The sequence below is a fragment of the Pseudoalteromonas sp. APC 3694 genome, assembly GCF_030407565.1.
Lineage (GTDB): Bacteria > Pseudomonadota > Gammaproteobacteria > Enterobacterales > Alteromonadaceae > Pseudoalteromonas > Pseudoalteromonas tetraodonis.
Genome location: NZ_JASDDE010000007.1, coordinates 86,542 through 106,780, shown reverse-complemented (window position 1 = coordinate 106,780; position 20,239 = coordinate 86,542). Strand labels below are relative to the sequence as shown.

Here is a 20,239-nt window from a genome sequence, read left to right as displayed (position 1 = left end):
GCTTCTGCTTAAATACGGTTAATTATAATAACCGTCAAGAAGCACTATGATTTTTAAATTTTCATCTTCTAAAACACTTGTTGCAATGGCTGTTGCGTCAAGTGTTATGTTAGCGGGCTGTACAGCAACCGCCACAACTTCTAATGACTCAGCTATTCAAACAAATACCAAGGTTGCAAGTGTTGTTAACACACCTGCAGACATGGGTGTCTCAAAAATTACGCTTGAACAAGCGATGGCTCACCCTGATTGGATTGGACGTCAACCGCAAGGTGCATTTTGGAGTGCTGACTCAAGTACTGTTATTTACGCGCGAAAACAACAAGGTAGTGAGCTAAGAGATTTATTCACTCAAGCTGTAAACGCTCAAACAGCAGAGCAAGTGGCTTTAAATCAGCTTCACAGCGTAGGCTCAAGTAAAGCTGTTTTTTCTAACGATAAATCACTTCAAGCTTATGTGTTTGAAGGCAACATATTTATTAAAAACGTACAGTCAGGCGTAATTAAGCAAATTACGCAAAGCTCAGCCACCGAGTCAAAACCACAATTTTTAAACGATGGTAATTTAGCGTATCGCCAAGGTAATATCTTTTTTAAAGTAGATTTAACCACAGGTTTAACCCGTGAAATTGCTAATTTAATACTGGCTGACAAACCACAAGGCGTAAAAGAGCCAACAACTTATATTGCCAAAGAACAACATAAGCTGATTGATTACATTGCACTGCAGCATAAAAACAAACAAGACAAGTATGCGCGAAATGAGCAAGTCAAAACTCAAAATAGCTCAATTGCCAACACGCATTACTATTTAGGCGATGGCAACACGGTTGATGAAGCCCAGCTTTCTCCAAATGGCGACGCGTTAATTGTGGTTGTTCAAGAAAAAAGTTCATGGCGTGGTGAAGGCGACATTATGCCTAACTACATCACTGATGATGCGACTATAGAGCCTAAAAAAGTTCGCCGTCGCGTAGCTGATTCTAAAGAGCAAACCTCAGAGCTTGTTTATATTAACCTTGCAGATCAAAGCCAAACCACATTAGGGTTTAACACCTTACCTGGTTTTGATGAAGATGTACTTGCTGAGGTTAAAAAAGAAAACTTCGCCCGTGAAGGTAAAACCTATAAATCTAAAAAACAACCTCGTGGTATAAACGTTATTTCAGATTGGGGTTGGAATCAATCACCCATCAGCTGGAACGATGATGGTAGCCAAGTAGCGATTATGCTTGAAGCATGGGATAACAAAGATCGTTGGTTAGCTACTGTAGATTTTGAAAATAACAAACTTGTCTCTCAACATCGACTACATGACGACGCATGGATTGCGTATGCGTTTAACGACTTTGGTTGGTTAAATGATTCCAATACTCTGTATTATTTATCAGAAGAGTCGGGCTATAGTCAGCTTTATAAAAAGCCACTTGATGGTAAAGCGACTGCGCTTACCATGGGTAAATTTGAAGTATCTAATTTAACCCTTACTGATGACAATAGCGCTATTTACTATAAAGCGAATATTGAGCATCCAGGCCTTTACGAAATATACCGCGTTAATCTACAAACAGGTGATAGCGAGCAAGTAACAGACTTAAACGGTATGACGGATTACACCTTAAGCCCTGATCAATCTAAGTTATTACTTAGACATTCTAAAATCACTATGCCGACTGAACTTTATGTGGCAGAGGCTAAAGCAAACACAACCGCGACTCGTTTAACCAATACGGTATCTGATGCGTTTTTAGGTAAAAAACTCACAGCGCCTAAAATTGTTGCTGTGCCATCAAGTCATACAGATCAGCCCATATACGCCAAAGTCTATTACCCCGCTGATTACCAAGAGGGTGAAACAGGCAAAACCCGCAAAGCAGTTATTTTTAACCACGGTGCAGGGTACTTGCAAAATTCACACATGGGGTGGTCTGGCTACTTCCGTGAATTTATGTTCCATTCATTACTAGCAGATGAAGGTTATGTAGTAATGGATATGGATTACCGCGCATCTAAAGGCTATGGCCGTGATTGGCGAACGGCTATTTATCGCCAAATGGGAACACCTGAAACACAAGATCTAGCCGATGGCGTAAAATGGATGGCGGATAATGCCAATGTTAATACCCAAGCGGTAGGGACTTACGGTGGCTCTTATGGTGGATTTATGACCTTCATGGCGTTATTCACCGCGCCAGATTTGTTTCAATCAGGTGCTGCGCTTCGCCCTGTGACTGATTGGGCACATTACAATACAGGCTATACAGCTAACATTTTGAATCACCCAGATGTTGACCCAATTGCTTATGAACGTAGTTCACCTATTTACTATGCAGAAGGGCTTAAAAAGCATTTATTAATTAATGCGCCAATGGTTGATGATAATGTGTTCTTTCAAGATTCAGTGCGTTTAGTACAGCGTTTAATCGAGCTTGAGAAAGAAAACTTTGAAACAGCAATCTTCCCAGTAGAGCCGCATGGTTTTGTGCAGCCTTCGAGCTGGTTAGATGAATACCGTCGTATTTATAAGCTGTTTAAAGAAACGCTTTAATCGACTAAAAATAAAAACGCCACTTATGTGGCGTTTTTTTAACTGTGTTTAGTATCGTTTTTGATGTGTTTTACAACCAGCGGCACAGCTAATATAACCCCACCAATTGCGCCAATTAAATGCGCATCAACGGCCACTGTTGATTGAATAAGTTGACCAATTTCTGCGCTTGGACCATTAACTTGCTCAAGAATAAGTTTTATCCATACGCCAATAAACAAGATATAACCTGATTTTAACCCAACAGTGACATCTTTTATGGCCCCCCACACGATCACGCCATGCAATAGCGCACTCAGCCCTGTGTAAATTGTAATTGTGGGGCAAAACCAATAAACCCCCAAGCCACACCAAAGCGCAAGGAGTGCAATATTAAAGCTGTATTGCTTAGGTGTAGTGTATTCACCATGTAATAACCAAATAAGCGCGATACCAGCACAATTTAAACCTAGGTGTACCCAGTTGGCATGTACAAATTGGCTGGTAAATAAACGCCACAGTTGGCCTTGTTCAATTAATGGGCGATTAAACTCAAGCTCATTGTTCATACCAAGCGATGCTAAGAGCGTACTTAATACAATTAAACACAAAGGAGGTAAAACATAACGCGGCTGAAGGGGTAAATTAAGCATTTAATGATCATTTTTTTATATTTATTTTTGCATATTGTGCCTGTTTAACTTTAAGATGCCAATTATCTTCCATGCAATTTAAGTTTAATCAGTAATTATGAATTTTAAGCTCAACTCTTTATTTGCTCTCTCTTTAAGTGCACTGTCTTTCCCTTTATTTGCACAGCAAGCAAGCCAAATTGAAACCCGTGAACCAGAAGCCGCCACAGGGGTAGTACAAAAGCAATTAGTACCTGGCGATAAATACATGGTTGCGGCTGCAAATCCTTATGCCTCACAAGCGGGAAAGGCCATTTTAGCCCAAGGCGGAAGCGCCGTTGATGCCGCAATTGCCACCCAATTAGTGCTTACATTAGTTGAGCCGCAGTCATCAGGCATTGGTGGTGGTACGTTTATGATGTATTACAACAAAGCTAACAATAAACTCACTAGTTTTGATGGTCGCGAAACAGCCCCCAGTAATGCCGATGAAAACCTGTTTTTAAATGAACATGGCAAAGCTGTTAAATGGATTGAAGCAGTTGTAGGTGGTCGCTCTGTGGGTGTACCAGGTATTTTACATGCGTTTGCCAGTGCCCATAAACAATATGGTAATTTGCCATGGGCAACGTTATTTAAGCCAGCTATTGCACTAGCTGAACAAGGGTTTGAAGTATCTCCACGATTACATGGCTTACTCGTTAGGCAGTTAAACCCGGGTGTTATGAGTATGCCGGTGATCAATGAGTATTTTTTCCCCAATGGTGAAGTGATCAAAGTAGGCAGTATTAAAAAAAACCAGCCGCTTGCTAATTTATACAAAGACATTGCCTCACAAGGGATTGATGCTTTTTATAAAGGTGATAATGCAAAAGCCATGGTAAGTGCAGTGCAGAAATCAAAAATTGCCCCGGGTAAATTATCTGTACAAGATCTTGCTAACTACACCAGCAAAGAGCGCGCCCCTGTATGTATTAAATACCGCGTTTACAAAGTGTGCTCAATGGCACCACCTAGTAGTGGTGGTGTAGCGGTGCTACAAATTTTAGGCTTGCTTGAACATAAAGATATGGCCAATATTAAAGCGAATAGCGCAGAGGCTATTCATTACTTTAGCCAAGCATCGCGCATTGCGTTTGCCGATCGAAATAAATACCTTGGCGATCCTGATTTTACCCAAGTCCCTACTCAAGAGTTATTAAACAAAGATTACATCGCTACCCGTGCAAAGTTAATTAGCGAAGAAGATAAAAAAGCATTTCCTGGTGATCCAGTTGATTACTTAAGCTACGCAAATGATGACTCTTTTGAACTTCCGTCTACGTCACATGTCTCGATTGTTGATAGCAAAGGCAATGCTGTTTCTATGACCAGCTCTATAGAAATGGCGTTTGGCTCAACAGTGATGGTTAATGGTTATATTTTAAATAATCAGCTGACTGATTTTTCACTCTCGCCGCGTAAAAATGGCAAGTTAGTGGCTAACAGAGTAGAAGCCCATAAACGTCCGCGCAGCTCAATGTCACCCGTGATGGTATTTAATCAAGATGGGAGCTTACGTTTAGTGGTCGGCTCTCCTGGTGGTAGTCGCATTATTGATTATGTAGCGCAAGTTGTTATTGGCGTTTTAGATTGGAATTTAAACGCGCAACAAGCCATTAATTTACCGCGAACCACTAATCGCAACGACTACACCAGCGTAGAAAAAGGCACTGCACTTGAAGCGGTGGTACCAAAGCTTAAAAAGCGCGGCCATGATGTGCGCGTGATTGACTTAAACTCTGGGCTGCATGCGGTAGAAGTTAAAAATAACCGTTTGTATGGTGCCGCCGATCCTCGCAGGGAAGGGATGGCATTATCGGATTTAAGTAGTAATAAAGCCTCATTTAAATTCTAAAACATGTATAATCAACAGCAGGTTTGCAGCTAATGTATTACCTGCTGTTATTTATGTAATAGCTTAATAGTTAATGATTATTTGATTGAAAATAGTATGTTAACTAATGTAAAAAATTAGCAAATCTAAAAAATAACTGACACTGTTGTAACCATTGCACACAGCAAACGCTGGTCTAATGCCCGTTTTAATTTTTATAAACTCACAACAGCCAGCTAACATATTCACCAAATATGAGTGGCTTTATACTAAAGTAGCGCTTGTATTTGTAAATTTTCAATGGTCTGACAAGCTTAAATGTCATTGCAATTTAGCCTTTAACAATGATAATGGCAGATCATTACTTAAGATTCAGTAAAGCTTGGAAATATGACTACAAATACCGATCCAAATTATCTTTATATTCCTTATTCTGGCCCAGGCCTAATTGAAACCCCACTATTGAATAAAGGAAGTGCTTTTAGCCAAAAAGAACGTGAACACTTTAATCTTGCTGGTTTACTTCCTCCTCGTTACGAAACAATAGAAGAGCAAGTTGAGCGTTGTTACCAACAATACTCAAGTTTTAACGACAACTTAAATAAGCACATTTATTTACGCGCCATTCAAGATAATAACGAAACGCTTTATTACCGTTTAGTGCGCGATCATATCGAAGAAATGATGCCTATTATCTACACCCCAACAGTGGGTGATGCCTGTGAAAAGTTTTCTGATATTTATCGCAGTGCCCGTGGTTTATTTATTTCCTATGAAGATCGCTTTCACATTGACGATATTTTACGTAATGCCACAAAAGGCAAAGTAAAAGTGATTGTTGTTACCGACGGTGAGCGTATTTTAGGCCTTGGCGACCAAGGTATTGGTGGCATGGGGATTCCAATTGGTAAACTTTCTTTGTATACCGCGTGTGGCGGTATTAGCCCAGCTTATACGTTACCGGTTATGCTCGATGTGGGAACCAATAACGAAAAATTATTAAACGACCCAATGTACATGGGTGCTCGCCATAAACGTATTGCACAAGACGAATACGATGAGTTTTTAGACTTATTCATTAAAGCAGTTAAACGTCGCTGGCCAAATGTGTTACTGCAGTTTGAAGATTTTGCTCAGCCTAATGCAATGCCATTATTAAAGCGTTACCGTAATGAAATTTGTAGCTTTAATGATGACATTCAAGGTACTGCGTCGGTTACTGTGGGGTCTTTATTAGCAGCATGTCGTGTTAAAGGTGCTAAATTATCAACTCAAAAAGTTGTTTTTGTAGGCGCAGGCTCTGCAGGCTGTGGTATTGCTGAACAAATTGTTAGCACTATGGTTGCTGAGGGCATCAGTGAAGCACAGGCACGCAGCCAAGTATTTATGGTTGACCGTTTTGGCTTATTAACAGATGGTATGCAAGGCTTACGTGACTTTCAACAAATGCTTGCACAACCAACTAGCTGCTTAGCTGATTGGATCTACAGCGGTGAATACGCGTCGTTATTAGATGTAATGCATTGTGCTGAACCAGATATTTTAATTGGTGTATCAGGCCAACCTGGCTTATTTACCGAACAAGTCATTCGCGCTATGCATGCTAAATGTGAATCGCCAATTATTTTCCCGTTAAGTAATCCATCTAAGCAAGTTGAAGCGTATCCAGAAGATGTAATTAAATGGACCGATGGCAAAGCAATTGTTGCAACTGGCAGCCCATTCGACCCAGTAGTTTATAACGGTGTGACTTACCCAATTCCACAATGTAATAATAGTTACATATTCCCAGGTATTGGCTTAGGTGTAATTGCCGCCAAAGCAACCCGTATTACCGATGCGATGCTAATAATGTCGAGCGAAATGTTGGCTGAGTCGTCACCTTTAGCTAATACAGGTAAAGGTAGCTTACTACCGGCACTGACTGAAATTGAAACGCTTAGTAAACGTATTGCGTTTGCAGTGGCTAAAAAAGCAATTGAAGAGGGCGTAGCCCTTGAAATTTCAGACGATGCGCTGTGGGCAGCCATCGACAAAAACTACTGGTTACCAAAATACCGTAACTACAAGCGTTGCAGCATTTAATTACAGTAGAGATTAAAAAAAACAGGCTTTTGCCTGTTTTTTTATGCTTGTTCATCTTTAATTAACCGCATAAGGTGTTAACTGAGGCAATCAAATTTAAAAGGATAGACTTATGAAAACGCTTTCGATTTTAATCGCCGCATTACTCAGTACATCAGCTTATGCAAGAAACGCCCCAGAAGAGCCGCATATTTATGTTAAAGGTGAAGCTTCAGTAACGACGATGCCGGATCATGTTTTATTAACGGTGGGCATTACTGAAATAGATAAAGACTTAATTGCAGCAAAAAAACAAACCGATACCACTATGGCCAGTGCAATAAGTTTAGTAAAAAAACTAGGGGTAGATGATGCGGATATTAATGCCGGTCAAATTTCTATATACCGTGATAACCAATATAATCGTGAAACAGGTAGACAAGAGTTTACTGGCTTTAAAGTATCAAGAACGCTCACCATTAAACTCTCTGCAATTAATAAATACCCTGAATTACTACAGAGCTTAGTTAATAATGGCATTAATGAAATTAGACAAACACAATTTTTAGCTAGCAACTACGATGAGCTGCATAAAAAAGCACAAAAAATGGCAATTAAACAAGCCAAAGTCGCGGCAAAAGAGCTAAGTGACGACTTTGATGTAGAGTTAAAAGGCTTATATAGCGCGTCGTTAACCCCGCTTGATATGCCATCTACACCGTACATGCGCAGTGAAAAAGTAATGATGGCAGACAGTGCACCTGGTAATTATGTCCCAGATGCCTATCATGCGGGTGAAATTACTATTAGCGCGTCAAGCTATGCAATTTATTATATAGATTAGGGTTTGATGATCTTTCAATGCCAAATAGGCGCTGCCGAGGAGCGATAACTCTTTGCCCCTCGGCAGAATAAATATCTCTACAGAGCCTACTCGCTAATAGGTTGGTGCTGCTCAAAACGTGCCACCAACTGATTACCTTGTAACTCACTAATTCGCACTATTGCTTGTAGCATATTTCTAATTTCTCGCCGGTCATACTCATTACAAATGTGCTGATTAATATCATCAACAATGGCACCTAAATAATTAAACACACTGTTTCGAGCTTCAACATCCTCGTTGGCAATAAACAAAATATTTTTAAATGCTTCAATAACATTGGTCATTACATAGGCATCTGCTTTGGCATAATTACGCAAAGGAGTGAAGTTATCGTGCAGTAATTCATCAAAACTGGTTTCATGGAAATAGAGCAAAGGGGCTTCTTCTGATTGATAATATGCGTAGTTAATCGCATTAATCTTTAGGCGAGCAATCAATAAAATACTCAGCATATCAATAGCTTTAACCGCTGTCCCCGGATCGTTAATCCCTGGGCTCATTGCTTTTACAGCAATTTCAGAAATTTGGGTTAATCCATAACGGTAATGATCGCTAATGTATTCTTCTATATAAAAAATAAAGCAGTCTAAAATTTTCTCTATTAACTCTTCGTTTTCACAAATGTCTTTATTACACTTTAAGAACGGGTAGCCTTTAACGGTAAAGTAACCTTGCTTAACGGTAATAAAAAGTTCTATTTTTTCTTCAGCCAAAATAGCACACAGCTTATTTGTGTGAACCCCTTTGTAGTAACCCTCAGTAGTACTTTTTATTGAATGCCAATTTGAAAATTCAGGAAAGTTATCAACGGGGTTATCGCCTTGTTTGTTGATGATGTCTTGGATCTCTTGTTTGGTTTGTCTAAATAAACCATTTAATACGTTATCAACCTGAATTGCTTTTGAAATAGAGTGAATAAAAAAAACGAACAAGCCCAAAGAAATCAAACCAAAAATTAACGCAAAGAGTACCCCTAATGAGGGTATTGCCGTATTTCCGTTATCTAACTTATTAATATTAATGAGCATTATAATAGAATAAATAATACTGCCTAAATAAAACCCTAATACCATTTGATGCGATTTACGGGTAATAAGCCCAGGAACGACTCTGGGTGACAAGCTAGCGCTGGCCGCATTTAAAACCACCATCACCATAGAAAAACTAAATACGGTTAACGAAATAATACTGCCAGCCAAGGTGCTTAATATGGTTCGTGCGTTTTCTGCACTGTCTACTAATACAAATGAGATTAATGATTTAAATTGCTCAATAGGGGCTAAATACTCAACAGACATAGTGAGTACAGCAAAAATTAAAAACGCAACAGACAGGAGTGAGGGATAAAAGCCAATACTGTTTATTATTTCACGATAGTGATTGGTGATTTTTGTTCTTAAATACATATTATCCTTACTTGTTACTATTCCAATGTATAAATTACTCTAGCATAGTTCATGATAAAGCTTCTGATTTACCGCTTAACTTATGTGTTATTATTGCTGAAAAATTAAATGGACTATACTGTGATCATATCTAGCTATGCGGCCTTATTGGCCCTTTATTATATTTATTTGAGTGTTAATGTTATAAAAATACGTAAAGCCGAAGGGATTTCGTTAGGTAATGGCAGTAATACCGCGCTTGAACGTGCAACCCGAGCGCATGGTAATTTTATTGAGTACGTGCCCATTAGCTTAATTTTAGTTTTTTTATTGGAGTATCAAGGGTTAGCTAGTCATTATGTGCATGCACTAGGCGGTTTATTATTTATCAGCCGTGTTGTTCATGGTTCTGCCATTATTAACAATAATTTAAAGGCACGTGGATTGAGCATGATGAGCACCTTTGCTATTGTGATAATAAGCGCGGTGTTATTACTTTAAGTAGATAAACGATTATGCGGTTAGCTATTGTTTTTACATGTGTTTATTTTTTCAGTTCGCTGACATCATTTGCATGGGCAATAGAAAATAATAGCAAAAACACCGTTTCTAGTTTGCATGTTGTATACCCCAAAACAATGCGCAGTGGTGAAGATGAAATATTATATCCGTTAGTACTATTAAGAACAGCTCTGCAATTCAGCGGAGAAAATTTTACATTACAACCCTCAAGTATTTCGATGCCACAGAGCCGCGCGTTAAAGCAAATTCTTCATAATGATGAAATAAACGTAGCTTGGACCATGACCTCTAAACAGCGTGAGCAACAATTACTACCCGTTAGAGTGCCTATATTTAAGGGGTTATATGGGTGGCGTGTTTTGGTAACTACACAGGATAAAGTGAATACCTTATTAAACATCAATACCCTTAGCGACTTTAAAAGCATACACTTTATTCAAGGGCATGATTGGCCTGACACACAAATACTGCAGGATAACGGTTTAACTGTATCGACATCAATCGAATATAGTTCGTTATTTAATATGTTGATAAAAGGCCGAGGTGATGTATTTCCTCGTTCTGTGTTAGAGGTTGAAACTGAGCTCAATACCTTTAAAGATGAAGCCGTTGCTAACCTCACGATAGTGCCGCACTTATTGTTGCAATACCCAAGTGCAATCTACTTCTTTTTTAGTAAAGAAAAGCCCGAAATAGCGCAAGCGGTTGAGAAAGGCTTAGCTATTATGCGTAAAAACGGTGAGTTTGATCGTTTGTTTAAGGCTTATCATCGCAGTGCGATTGAGCATGCAGATATAAAAAATAAAATTATCATTAAATTAAAAAACAATCAGTTACCCGCATTAACACCCCTTAATGATGCATCACTTTGGTTTTCAGAAAAAGACATTTAAAACGCCATGACACAAAAAATATTTATTATTGGTTTACCACGCACTGGGACGACTAGCGTATGTAATGCATTTTTAGATTTTGGTATACCTACTGCCCATACTGCTTACACTAACGCTTGTTTTGAAAATGCGGTGGCTATCGCAGACACACCTGTATTTAACGATTATCAAACATTAGATAAATATTACCCAGGTTCTAAATTTATATATTTAAAGCGAGAATTTAGCGCGTGGCTGCCTTCAATCAAACAGCTTTTAGTGCGTATGCATACTAATTTAACGCGTGCTGATGGGGGCTTTAATATTCATTTAAAGCGCTGTTACTTAAATACGTTTAGTGATTTTTCACTCGAAAACATTAATCAGGATGAATATTTAACTAATTGTTATAACACTCATTTTAATAGTGCTAATGCTTACTTTGCTGACCGGCCTAATGATTTTTTAGCCATTGATATAGCAAATCCCGAGAGTTTTAATAAGCTATGTGAGTTTTTAAATATTACCAGCAGCTTAGCTGGCTTTGAAAAAATGAACATGGGCGGTAAAATCACTGCATGGAATGATATAAAGCACCCATTAAAAATTGAGTCAACGTCGAAAGGGCGGATTGATAAGTTTTTGCCTTATGAAAGTTAAATTTAAATCGCGATCAAAGATTTTTATTTTTAAATACGCTAAAATCCACGCATTATTTTATAAGTTGTATCCCTATGTTTGAATTAAAATACCACACGCCATTTGAATGGACCGAAGTTGTTTTAGCTGACTTCGAAACCTTTTTACAAGACCACGCTGCTGCTGAGAAAAAAGCATCTGGCATGGCTATGTCAATGCTTTCACATTATCCGGATAAGCGTAAATTAGTTAAAGCCATGACTGACTTAGCTCTTGAAGAGTTAGTTCATTTTAAACAAGTGCTTAAACTATTAATTGAACGCGATACTAATTTGGGTGATGATAAAAAAGATCCATACATTAAACAAATTCGTGCACACTTTAGGCATGGTCGTGACGGTTTTTTAATGGACAGACTATTAGTTGGTGGGGTAATTGAGGCGAGGGGACATGAACGTTTTTCTTTAGTTGCCGAGGCACTACCTGAAGGAAAAGAAAAAGATTTTTATGTCGCAATTGCTAAATCAGAAGAAAAACATAAAAATTTATTTGTGGAACTCGCCTACGAATACTTTGATAAGCAAGAAGTTGACGAACGCTTAGACGAGCTACTAACAATAGAAGCCGAAATTTGTAAAAACATTCCTTTTACAGCGGCTCTACATTAAAAATTACGGTATGTTGTTTTAAAAGCAAAAGTAACATACCAACTTTTCAATTTATAACTGCTCCCTTCATACTAATTAAACAATCAAATAAACCCTAAGTAGATCAACTTTACTGCGCTTACTTTACACAGCCTACTCATAAACAGCTATTATGAATTATTAAAGTTTAGCTTGTCGAAGGATGTGAACCGATGCAACCAATTAAACACATTGCCGTATTAACCTCAGGGGGCGATGCGCCTGGGATGAACACCGCATTATTTTCCATAGTAAAAACCGCTCAACAACATGGAATAAAAGTGTCGGGCGTTCGAAAAGGGTTTGAGGGTTTAATTGATAATGATTTAGTGACACTTGATTGCAAAAGCCTACAACAAACCATGCACTTAGGTGGTACTGTGTTAAAAACAGCGCGTAGTGAAAGATTTAGAGGTGACGCCGGTAGAAATCTAGCACTAGCTACAATTGAACATAATAATATTGACGCTTTAATTGTGATAGGTGGAGATGGCTCATTTAGAGGGTGTTTATGGTTATCACAAATTACTAACATACCGTATATAGGCATTCCAGGCACTATTGATAATGATATTGCGGGTACAGATTACACCTTAGGGTTTGATACAGCAGTAAACACATCAATGCAATGTATTGATAATATTAGAGATACTGCAGAATCACATAATAGGGTGTTTGTTATTGAAGTAATGGGACGTGATTCTGGTTATATTGGCACTTATGCCGGTTTAACCTCTGGCGCCGATTCGATATTAATACCTGAAAGTGATGAAGACATAACTTATTTAGTGAATAAAATTAGTGATTATCACAGTGAGCATGCTTTTATTGTGGTGGTATCTGAAGGTGATGAAATTGGCGTTGAGCATATATGTGAGAAAATAAGTACCGTTAATCCCAGTATAGATTTGCGCGTAACTAAGCTAGGGCACTTACAACGCGGCGGTAATCCATCTGCAGCGGATCGTATGTTAGCAATAAGATTAGGCGTACACAGTGTTAAGGCTTTATGTGCTGGAGAAAGCGCTAAAATGGTGGGTATTTTAAATAACACAGTTTCAAATACTTCTATGCAAGATGTTGTAAAACAACATGTAATAAATGAAGAGCTGCAAGGGCTGTTATCTGTATTTTGCCGCTAACGACTAATTAAATAGGAGTAATAAACAATGCGAGATAATAAAAATTATAAAATGAAAATTATTAAAGGTATTACAATAAGTTTTTTATTAGCCGGTTCAACAGTCGTATTGGCCAAAGATGATTGTGCAGATTTAACGGGATGTGCGAAAAAGGCCTGTGAAGTTAACCTCGAGTTATTAGCTTCAAAACGCCAAGGTAATTCACACAAAGTTGCAGGTCTCAATAAAGCACTTAATAACATAAACGCATATTGTACCAATGATGGATTAAAAGCAGAGTTACAACAAAAAATAGATGATACAAATTCAGAAATTGAAGAATATAAAATCGATCTTAAAAAAGCTAAGCACCAAGGTAAGCATGACAAAGTTGAAAAGTATCAGCAAAAGCTAAACGACGAAACTAAACAGCTTAAGCAATTAATTGATGAGCTAAATAGTTTGGTTGATTGAAATGTCATTACAGAGTTTTTATATTTAATAAAGTAGAGCATTTTATTGAATATAAATATTATGCGATAAAAGGGCTAAAATACCGTGTTTGTAAGTGACGTAATTGCCTACAGTTAGTTTGATTAAGTATACTTCCACCGTATTTAACATAATATAAATTATAGGTAGTTATATATCTATATATAAGCAGCGGTCTATTTTAAAAGCTTCAAGCTCACTAAGTCCAATACTAGACGGTATCGGACATTAAGTGGCTTTAAACAACTATTATGGTTATTCATAGTTATCACCTTGAGGTTCCCTAATGCTTAGCTTAATATTAAAGCACAAGCCGTAAAAAACATTGAAGTATTCATATGGAATTTGTACACCCACTCGAACCAATTTTAATTATTGATGATGTTAAACAGATCCGCGCTGATTTAAGCCAAGTATTAGCCGGTTTAGGTTTTGATGACATTATTGAGTGCGATAATTTTAATTGTGCTAAACCTCTGCTTATTGAAAAATCACCCAACGTTATATTCTTAGATGTTGATTTACCTGATTCTGAAAGCATTGAAATTTTAGAGTCAATTAACAACGAACACCCTCATGCACATGTTGTTATGTGTTCAGGCCACAATAGCTTTGAAACAGTGCAAAATACCTGGGAGCTAGGCGCAAAAGAATTTATAGCTAAGCCCTTTAATGCGCAAAAAGTTGATGCGGTAATGAAACGTTTAGAACTCATAGATTAAAGGAAATTATGCAGCACATTGTTACGACCATAATTGATGACCTATCTACCGTTATATTTGGTAAACAACAACAAATAAAATTAGCGTTAGCCTGTTTATTTAGTGAAGGCCATTTATTAATTGAAGACTTACCTGGCATGGGAAAAACCACTTTGTCGCATGCATTAGCTGCAGTACTGGGGTTATCTTATCAGCGTATACAATTTACCAGCGATTTATTGCCCGCTGATATTATTGGCACCAATATATTTAATAATAATGAACATAGTTTTTCATTTCATAAAGGCCCAATTTTCAGCCAAGTGGTGCTCGCTGATGAAATAAATCGCGCGGGTCCTAAAACACAAAGTGCTTTATTGGAGGCGATGGAAGAACATCAAGTAACAGTAGATGGAGACAAGTACCCGCTCCCTACTCCATTTTTTGTAATTGCTACTCAAAACCCTTTATATCAAGCAGGAACTTATCCGCTGCCAGAATCGCAATTAGATCGTTTTTTAATGCGTATAAGCTTAGGCTTTCCACCTAAAGATGCAGAAAAACGGTTACTGTTAAATAATCAAAAACGTGACTATTCGCAGTTACCGCAGCGAATTGAACAACATCAACTTAAGCAAATTCAAGATGCTATATCAAATATCACGCTAAGTTCGCCGGTGGTTGATTATATAATTGAGTTAGTGACTTATACTCGTGAGTCTCAAACATTAACGACTTCGCTTTCCCCAAGAGCCAGTATGGCACTGGCTAAATCGGCCAAAGCGTGGGCCTATATTGAAGGCCGTGATTATGTATTACCCGAAGATGTACAAGCTGTTTTTTCAAGTGTGTGTCAGCATCGATTAGGTTTACATAGTGATGCGGGCGATACACAAATAGCGGCCATCTTACAACATGTTTTAGTGCCCGTTTAGGTAAATGCGTATTTATAAATTTAAGCGCCCTACTTTTATTCACGATATAAAAAGCGCGATTTTAACGGCCTTATTAAAAAATAAGCACAAAAAAAATAGCATCACCTTAAAACATAATACTATTTATGTTTTACCATCCACGCTTGGCGTTTACTTTAGCGTTGTTGCATCATTAAATTTTGTAATGGGGATTAATTATCAAAATAATTTAATTCTGTTTATGGCTTATTTAATGTTTGTGATTATAATTTTTGCATTGTTATTGGGCTACAGTAATGCCAGAGGTTTAACTGTCAGCTTTAAATGCGCCATTGACAGTTTTGCGCCTCAGACACCACAGCTAGTTTGGCAAATAGAAGCCGATGATCCTTGTCAATCAGTTACATTAAGTTACCCCAATGATTTTAAAAATGCGTGTTACATTACGCGCGTTAAAAATGAAGCAATAAAATGTCAATTATCATTACCTTATACCAAGCGAGGCTGTTATCAGTTAAAGCCAATAAAAATTGCCAGTAATTACCCCTTTGGTTTAGTCAGTGTGTGGAGTTATATACAACCTAATAAAGTGGTGTATGTTTATCCGTCAATAATTAAAACAACAAATCAAAAACACCCAAACTTAGTTGCAAATAATACCGATGAAGGCACTGAAAAACATAACGGTGATGACGAATTTGAAAGTTTAATTACTCATTTGCCAGAAATGGGGTTACAGCGAATATCATGGAAGCACTATGCAAAAACACAGCAATTACTTGTAAAACAATTTAGTGATTTTAAATCAGTCGATGCACAATTCGATTTTAACTTAGTCACGGGCGATACCGAACAGCGTTTAGGGCAACTCTGTTTTTTAGTTTGCCAAGCATTTGAAAGTGACATTAATTATTCTTTAAAACTTCCTAATAAATTAATCGCCAGCAATTCAGGCAAGCTGCATCATCAGCGCTGTTTACAAGCGTTAAGCCAAGTCGGTAATGATAATGAATGAGATTAAAAACCATCGCGTTATCAACTTTGCTCTATCGTTTATTTATTTAGGGCTAGTCAGTTTTTTTACAGAGCACTTACCCCTGCCCTTTATTGCAATGCTAAGTGTGTTATGTGGCTGGAATATTTATTTAACAGTTAAGCAAAAGCAAAAACCCAACGCGTGGTTTGCTAATGGATTGGCCGCCATTGCTTTAATTATTATGCTAAGCAGCATAGGCTTTAAAGATACCGTTGTATTGTTTGTAGCCATGCTGTTATTGTCGTGTGTTTTTAAATTATTGCAGGCAAAATCAAAACAGCATTACCAATTGATCATTACCCTTACGTTCTTTTCACTCTCAGCGGTATATTTGTTTAGCCAAACCATTTTTACTACCTTAGTTATAAGCACTTTATATATTTTAAATTTTGCGGTGCTAGGGTTATTAGAGTCTAGTCATAGCTTAAAACTCTCTTCAAAACAAAGTGCTAAAATTATGCTACTGGCTTTTCCTTTAGCCGTAATACTTTTATTATTTTTACCTAAACTTCCGGCATTTTGGCAACTACCTGGGCCCAAAATGGCACAAACAGGATTATCTGAACAAGTCGATCCGTTTGATATAGCAAAGTTATCAAATTCAGATGAACTGGTATTTAGAGCAAAATTTAATGGTACACCACCCCCTAAGCCCTATTATTGGCGCGCTATTGTACATGATGAATTTGATGGTGCAGCGTGGAAAACATCCTCATTTTTAAAGCAAGCGTTGATATTACCCGCTAAAAAAAGTACGAGTGAAAATGAGGCTCAGTATACGGTTATAGCTGAGCCTGCTATTTCAGATTGGCTATATGGGCTTGGTTTTTCAACTAGTGAAACCCCCAATGTTATTGCCAATACTTTAGGTTTATTACGTAAACAACAATATAAATCCAAGGTTTTACAATATGCAGTTAATAGTGAACCATTATCTAGTACATCGCTTAATAAGTCCCAACAGCGGTTTTATAGCCAATTAACTGTTAGTAATAATCAAAAATCTCAGCAGTTAGCGCAACAATTAAAAAAGAATAGCGCCAATGCTGATGAATTTTTTAATCAACTTTTAAGCTATTTTTCAAAAAATGAATTTAGCTATACACTTACACCCACCCCCATGCGCGGCGAAAATACGCTCGATCAGTTTATGTTTAATAATAAACGCGGTTTTTGCGGGCATTATGCCAGTGCCGCCGCCTTTATTTTTAGAAGTGCAGGTATTCCTGCGCGTGTTGTCAGTGGCTATTTAGGAGGCGAGCTAAATAAAAACAGTGATTATATGACTATTCGTCAATACGATGCGCATGCCTGGGTTGAAGCATATACCGGTGCCGGTTGGAAAGTATTTGATGCCACAGCGGTTGTCGCACCCGAACGGTTAAACGGCTCCTTGTCACAAAGTACCACCCTTAATGACGAATTTAAAAATAATATTAACTTTGGACTCGTTAGTTTAAGTAACTATGCCGCAATTAATTGGCTTAGACTTGAATTAGAAAACTTAGATTATCAATGGTCTAGTTGGGTACTTGGGTTTGATAAAGACAAACAACAAGATTTATTTGCTACCTTATTTGGTAATAAGTTTATTTGGCTGGTGCCGCTTGGGGTTATTATTATTTTAATTTTGAGTTTTACAGCTTACTTTATTTATTTAAACAGACCTAAAGCCTCAACAAAACAACCGCCACTGGTCAATGAGTATTATGAAATTATTCGTTGGGCTAATAAACACGCGATTAGCTATCCTGAAAATGCCACGCCAACCCAAACTTTAGAACACATTAGCAACCAAGCGCCCCATGCAGAGCAACAAATAACCGCTTTTTGTGAGTTATTTAAGCAAGTGCGCTATGCAAGGCATCCATTTACTAAAGAACGTAAAAATCAGGCTAAATATCTGATAAAATTAATTAAATCTACAAAACAGAGAAATCTATGAACGCAGTAATTATCGGCGTTATTTTAATGCTTGGACTCACTTTAGTCCGTGTAAATGTGATTGTTGCAATGACAATAAGTGCGCTTGTTGCCGGATTAACCGCTGGCATGGGATTGAAAGAAAGCATCGATGCATTTAATTCAGGATTATCGTCAGGTGCCGAGATTGCTTTAAGTTATGCTATGTTGGGCGCATTTGCCGTGGCAATTTCTAAGTCAGGCCTAACACGTATTTTAGCTGCGAAGTTATTGGCAAAAGTTAACGCACAAACTGGCTCAAGCGAAACCCTGCTAAGCTATTTTATTCTGTTTATTATTTTGATTTGTGCTATTTCTTCACAAAATTTAGTCCCTGTTCATATTGCGTTTATTCCTATTCTAATTCCCCCGTTATTGGTGGTGTTTAACAAATTGCGAATAGACAGACGCGCTATTGCTTGTATTTTAACCTTTGGTTTAGCCACCTCGTATATGGTACTCCCTTATGGGTTTGGTGGAATTTATTTATACTCTATATTACATAAAAACCTAGTGGATAATGGCCTTGAAATAGTCAATACCAGCGTACCTATGGCGATGATTATTCCTGCTATTGGCATGTTCGTCGGCTTGTTGATTGCCCTATTTATTAGTTATCGAAAACGCCGCGAATACACAAGCACAGCATTAACAGTTCAAAGCCAACAAGCTGATGTTGAAAACCCAAAAAAGGTAATGCTGGTTGGTTTATTTGCCGTGCTTGCTTCTCTGATCGCTCAAAATGCCAGTGGCTCAATGATATTAGGTGGCCTAGTCGGGGTGGTTATATTTAGTGTATTTGGTGTGGTTAAGTGGGAAGAAAACGGCGACGTATTTAGTAAGGGTGTTGCCATGATGGCAATGATTGGTTTTATTATGATTTCTGCGCAAGGTTTTGCTGCTGTAATGAAAGAAACCGGACACGTTGCTAGCCTAGTCCATAGCAGCGCCGCCATTTTTGACGGTAATAAACCCATAGCAGCTGCAGTAATTTTATTAGTCGGCTTATTTATAACCATGGGAATTGGCAGCTCGTTTTCAACGGTGCCTATTATTGCCACCTTGTTTGTGCCCTTATGTTTAGAATTAAACTTTTCGGTTATGGCAACCGCTGCACTAGTAGGAACAGCGGGTGCGCTCGGTGATGCAGGCTCCCCTGCATCTGATTCTACATTAGGGCCAACGTCTGGCCTTAATGCTGATGGTCAGCACGACCATATTTGGGATTCAGTGGTACCAACCTTCATTCACTTTAATTTACCGCTATTGGTATTCGGCTGGATAGCCGCCATGGCACTTTAATTTTTAAAAGGTGTGCTTTGTGCACGCCTTTTTATTTTGAAATTTACACCCTCCTTTTTACTCATTATCCCAAACAAACATTAATGCTAAGTTTGTAGCACTAACAGGTGAAGTATGATGTGTTCTTAATGGGTTTTAATATAAGCACCAAAACTTGGTGCTTATATTAATTTACTATTTAGCGTTATAACTCAAAGCCATGTAGCATTTTATCGCATACTACCGGTGTTGGTCTGTGGTTATCATCTACGGCAACAAAGGTAAAACTACCCGTAATAGCAGAATGCTTATTATCTTTGTGCATGGTTTCTAGGAATATTTCAACATCTACCTTTAGGCTGGTATTCCCTACATGCGACACTTTTGAGATTAATTCGGCAAATGAACCTGCCGGAATAGCCTCTTTAAAATCTACCCTATCAGATGAAATAGTCACTAATGGCTTACGGCAAAAACGGGTAGCTGCTATAAAAGCAACTTCATCCATCCACGCTAATGCATCACCACCAAATAGCGTATTGTGGTGATTAGTACGCCCAGGAAATACAGCTTTAGTTACCGATGTGGTCGAATCTTTTATACGCTGCGCAATAATTGCTTCGCGCTCTACTTGAGTCATAAT

The 20,239-nt window shown here is 38.0% G+C and carries 18 protein-coding genes; 15 read left to right on the top strand and 3 right to left on the bottom strand.

Annotated features, from left to right (window positions below; genetic code table 11):
• Positions 1 to 46 precede the first annotated feature (46 nt).
• Positions 47 to 2,548, top strand: a complete 2,502-nt coding sequence (locus tag QMA00_RS04570; protein WP_262975924.1) for a prolyl oligopeptidase family serine peptidase — start codon at positions 47 to 49, stop codon at positions 2,546 to 2,548.
• Between the two features lie 38 nt (positions 2,549 to 2,586).
• Here QMA00_RS04570 and rrtA read toward each other — a convergent pair whose 3' ends face one another.
• Positions 2,587 to 3,180, bottom strand: a complete 594-nt coding sequence (gene rrtA / locus QMA00_RS04565; RefSeq protein WP_262975925.1) for a rhombosortase — start codon at positions 3,178 to 3,180, stop codon at positions 2,587 to 2,589.
• A 97-nt stretch (positions 3,181 to 3,277) separates the two neighbouring features.
• Between rrtA and ggt the strand changes: the two genes are divergently transcribed.
• The 3 genes from ggt (at position 3,278) to QMA00_RS04550 (ending at position 7,943) form a co-directional block, all read left to right on the top strand.
• Complete coding sequence (ggt, locus tag QMA00_RS04560; protein WP_290156196.1) at positions 3,278 to 5,056, top strand: gamma-glutamyltransferase; 1,779 nt, start codon at positions 3,278 to 3,280, stop codon at positions 5,054 to 5,056.
• Between the two features lie 369 nt (positions 5,057 to 5,425).
• The gene (locus QMA00_RS04555; protein ID WP_076921262.1) at positions 5,426 to 7,120 is read left to right on the top strand and encodes an NAD-dependent malic enzyme; all 1,695 of its coding nucleotides are present in this window, start codon (positions 5,426 to 5,428) and stop codon (positions 7,118 to 7,120) included.
• A gap of 112 nt (positions 7,121 to 7,232) precedes the next feature.
• Positions 7,233 to 7,943 (top strand): SIMPL domain-containing protein, encoded by a 711-nt coding sequence (locus tag QMA00_RS04550; protein WP_076921260.1) that lies wholly within the window; start codon positions 7,233 to 7,235, stop codon positions 7,941 to 7,943.
• An 86-nt stretch (positions 7,944 to 8,029) separates the two neighbouring features.
• Here the strand turns inward: QMA00_RS04550 and QMA00_RS04545 are convergent, their stop codons facing one another.
• Positions 8,030 to 9,391 carry a DUF2254 domain-containing protein gene (locus tag QMA00_RS04545; RefSeq protein ID WP_076921258.1) on the bottom strand — a complete coding sequence of 454 codons (1,362 nt, stop codon included), beginning with the start codon at positions 9,389 to 9,391 and terminating at the stop codon, positions 8,030 to 8,032.
• A gap of 120 nt (positions 9,392 to 9,511) precedes the next feature.
• On the opposite strand from QMA00_RS04545, the gene QMA00_RS04540 reads away from it, so the two are divergent.
• From QMA00_RS04540 to QMA00_RS04490, 11 genes are all read left to right on the top strand, one after another.
• On the top strand, positions 9,512 to 9,871 hold the full coding sequence (locus QMA00_RS04540) for an MAPEG family protein (protein ID WP_076921410.1): 360 nt from the start codon (positions 9,512 to 9,514) through the stop codon (positions 9,869 to 9,871).
• Positions 9,872 to 10,110: 239 nt separating this feature from the next.
• Positions 10,111 to 10,785 carry a transporter substrate-binding domain-containing protein gene (locus tag QMA00_RS04535; RefSeq protein ID WP_254843629.1) on the top strand — a complete coding sequence of 225 codons (675 nt, stop codon included), beginning with the start codon at positions 10,111 to 10,113 and terminating at the stop codon, positions 10,783 to 10,785.
• A 6-nt stretch (positions 10,786 to 10,791) separates the two neighbouring features.
• Positions 10,792 to 11,424 (top strand): sulfotransferase, encoded by a 633-nt coding sequence (locus QMA00_RS04530; RefSeq protein ID WP_076921254.1) that lies wholly within the window; start codon positions 10,792 to 10,794, stop codon positions 11,422 to 11,424.
• A gap of 74 nt (positions 11,425 to 11,498) precedes the next feature.
• Positions 11,499 to 12,071 carry a tRNA-(ms[2]io[6]A)-hydroxylase gene (locus tag QMA00_RS04525; RefSeq protein WP_076921252.1) on the top strand — a complete coding sequence of 191 codons (573 nt, stop codon included), beginning with the start codon at positions 11,499 to 11,501 and terminating at the stop codon, positions 12,069 to 12,071.
• Between the two features lie 191 nt (positions 12,072 to 12,262).
• Positions 12,263 to 13,231, top strand: coding sequence for an ATP-dependent 6-phosphofructokinase (locus QMA00_RS04520; protein WP_076921250.1), 969 nt, complete (start codon positions 12,263 to 12,265; stop codon positions 13,229 to 13,231).
• A gap of 27 nt (positions 13,232 to 13,258) precedes the next feature.
• Positions 13,259 to 13,684 (top strand): DUF1090 domain-containing protein, encoded by a 426-nt coding sequence (locus tag QMA00_RS04515; RefSeq protein ID WP_083703505.1) that lies wholly within the window; start codon positions 13,259 to 13,261, stop codon positions 13,682 to 13,684.
• Positions 13,685 to 14,040: 356 nt separating this feature from the next.
• The gene (locus QMA00_RS04510) at positions 14,041 to 14,424 is read left to right on the top strand and encodes a response regulator (protein WP_290156191.1); all 384 of its coding nucleotides are present in this window, start codon (positions 14,041 to 14,043) and stop codon (positions 14,422 to 14,424) included.
• An 8-nt stretch (positions 14,425 to 14,432) separates the two neighbouring features.
• On the top strand, positions 14,433 to 15,338 hold the full coding sequence (locus QMA00_RS04505; protein WP_138626588.1) for a MoxR family ATPase: 906 nt from the start codon (positions 14,433 to 14,435) through the stop codon (positions 15,336 to 15,338).
• A 232-nt stretch (positions 15,339 to 15,570) separates the two neighbouring features.
• A complete protein-coding gene (locus tag QMA00_RS04500) occupies positions 15,571 to 16,332 on the top strand; it encodes a DUF58 domain-containing protein (protein ID WP_290156188.1) in 762 nt (253 codons plus the stop codon).
• Positions 16,325 to 18,298, top strand: coding sequence for a DUF3488 and transglutaminase-like domain-containing protein (locus QMA00_RS04495; protein ID WP_290156186.1), 1,974 nt, complete (start codon positions 16,325 to 16,327; stop codon positions 18,296 to 18,298). Before QMA00_RS04500 ends, QMA00_RS04495 begins: the two co-directional genes overlap by 8 nt.
• Positions 18,295 to 19,617: a Na+/H+ antiporter family protein gene (locus QMA00_RS04490; protein ID WP_290156185.1), complete on the top strand. Its 1,323-nt coding sequence runs from the start codon at positions 18,295 to 18,297 to the stop codon at positions 19,615 to 19,617. Before QMA00_RS04495 ends, QMA00_RS04490 begins: the two co-directional genes overlap by 4 nt.
• Positions 19,618 to 19,801: 184 nt before the next feature.
• On the opposite strand, the gene QMA00_RS04485 is transcribed toward QMA00_RS04490, so the two are convergent.
• The gene (locus QMA00_RS04485) at positions 19,802 to 20,236 is read right to left on the bottom strand and encodes an acyl-CoA thioesterase (protein ID WP_008114650.1); all 435 of its coding nucleotides are present in this window, start codon (positions 20,234 to 20,236) and stop codon (positions 19,802 to 19,804) included.
• Between the last annotated feature and the right edge of the window lie 3 nt (positions 20,237 to 20,239).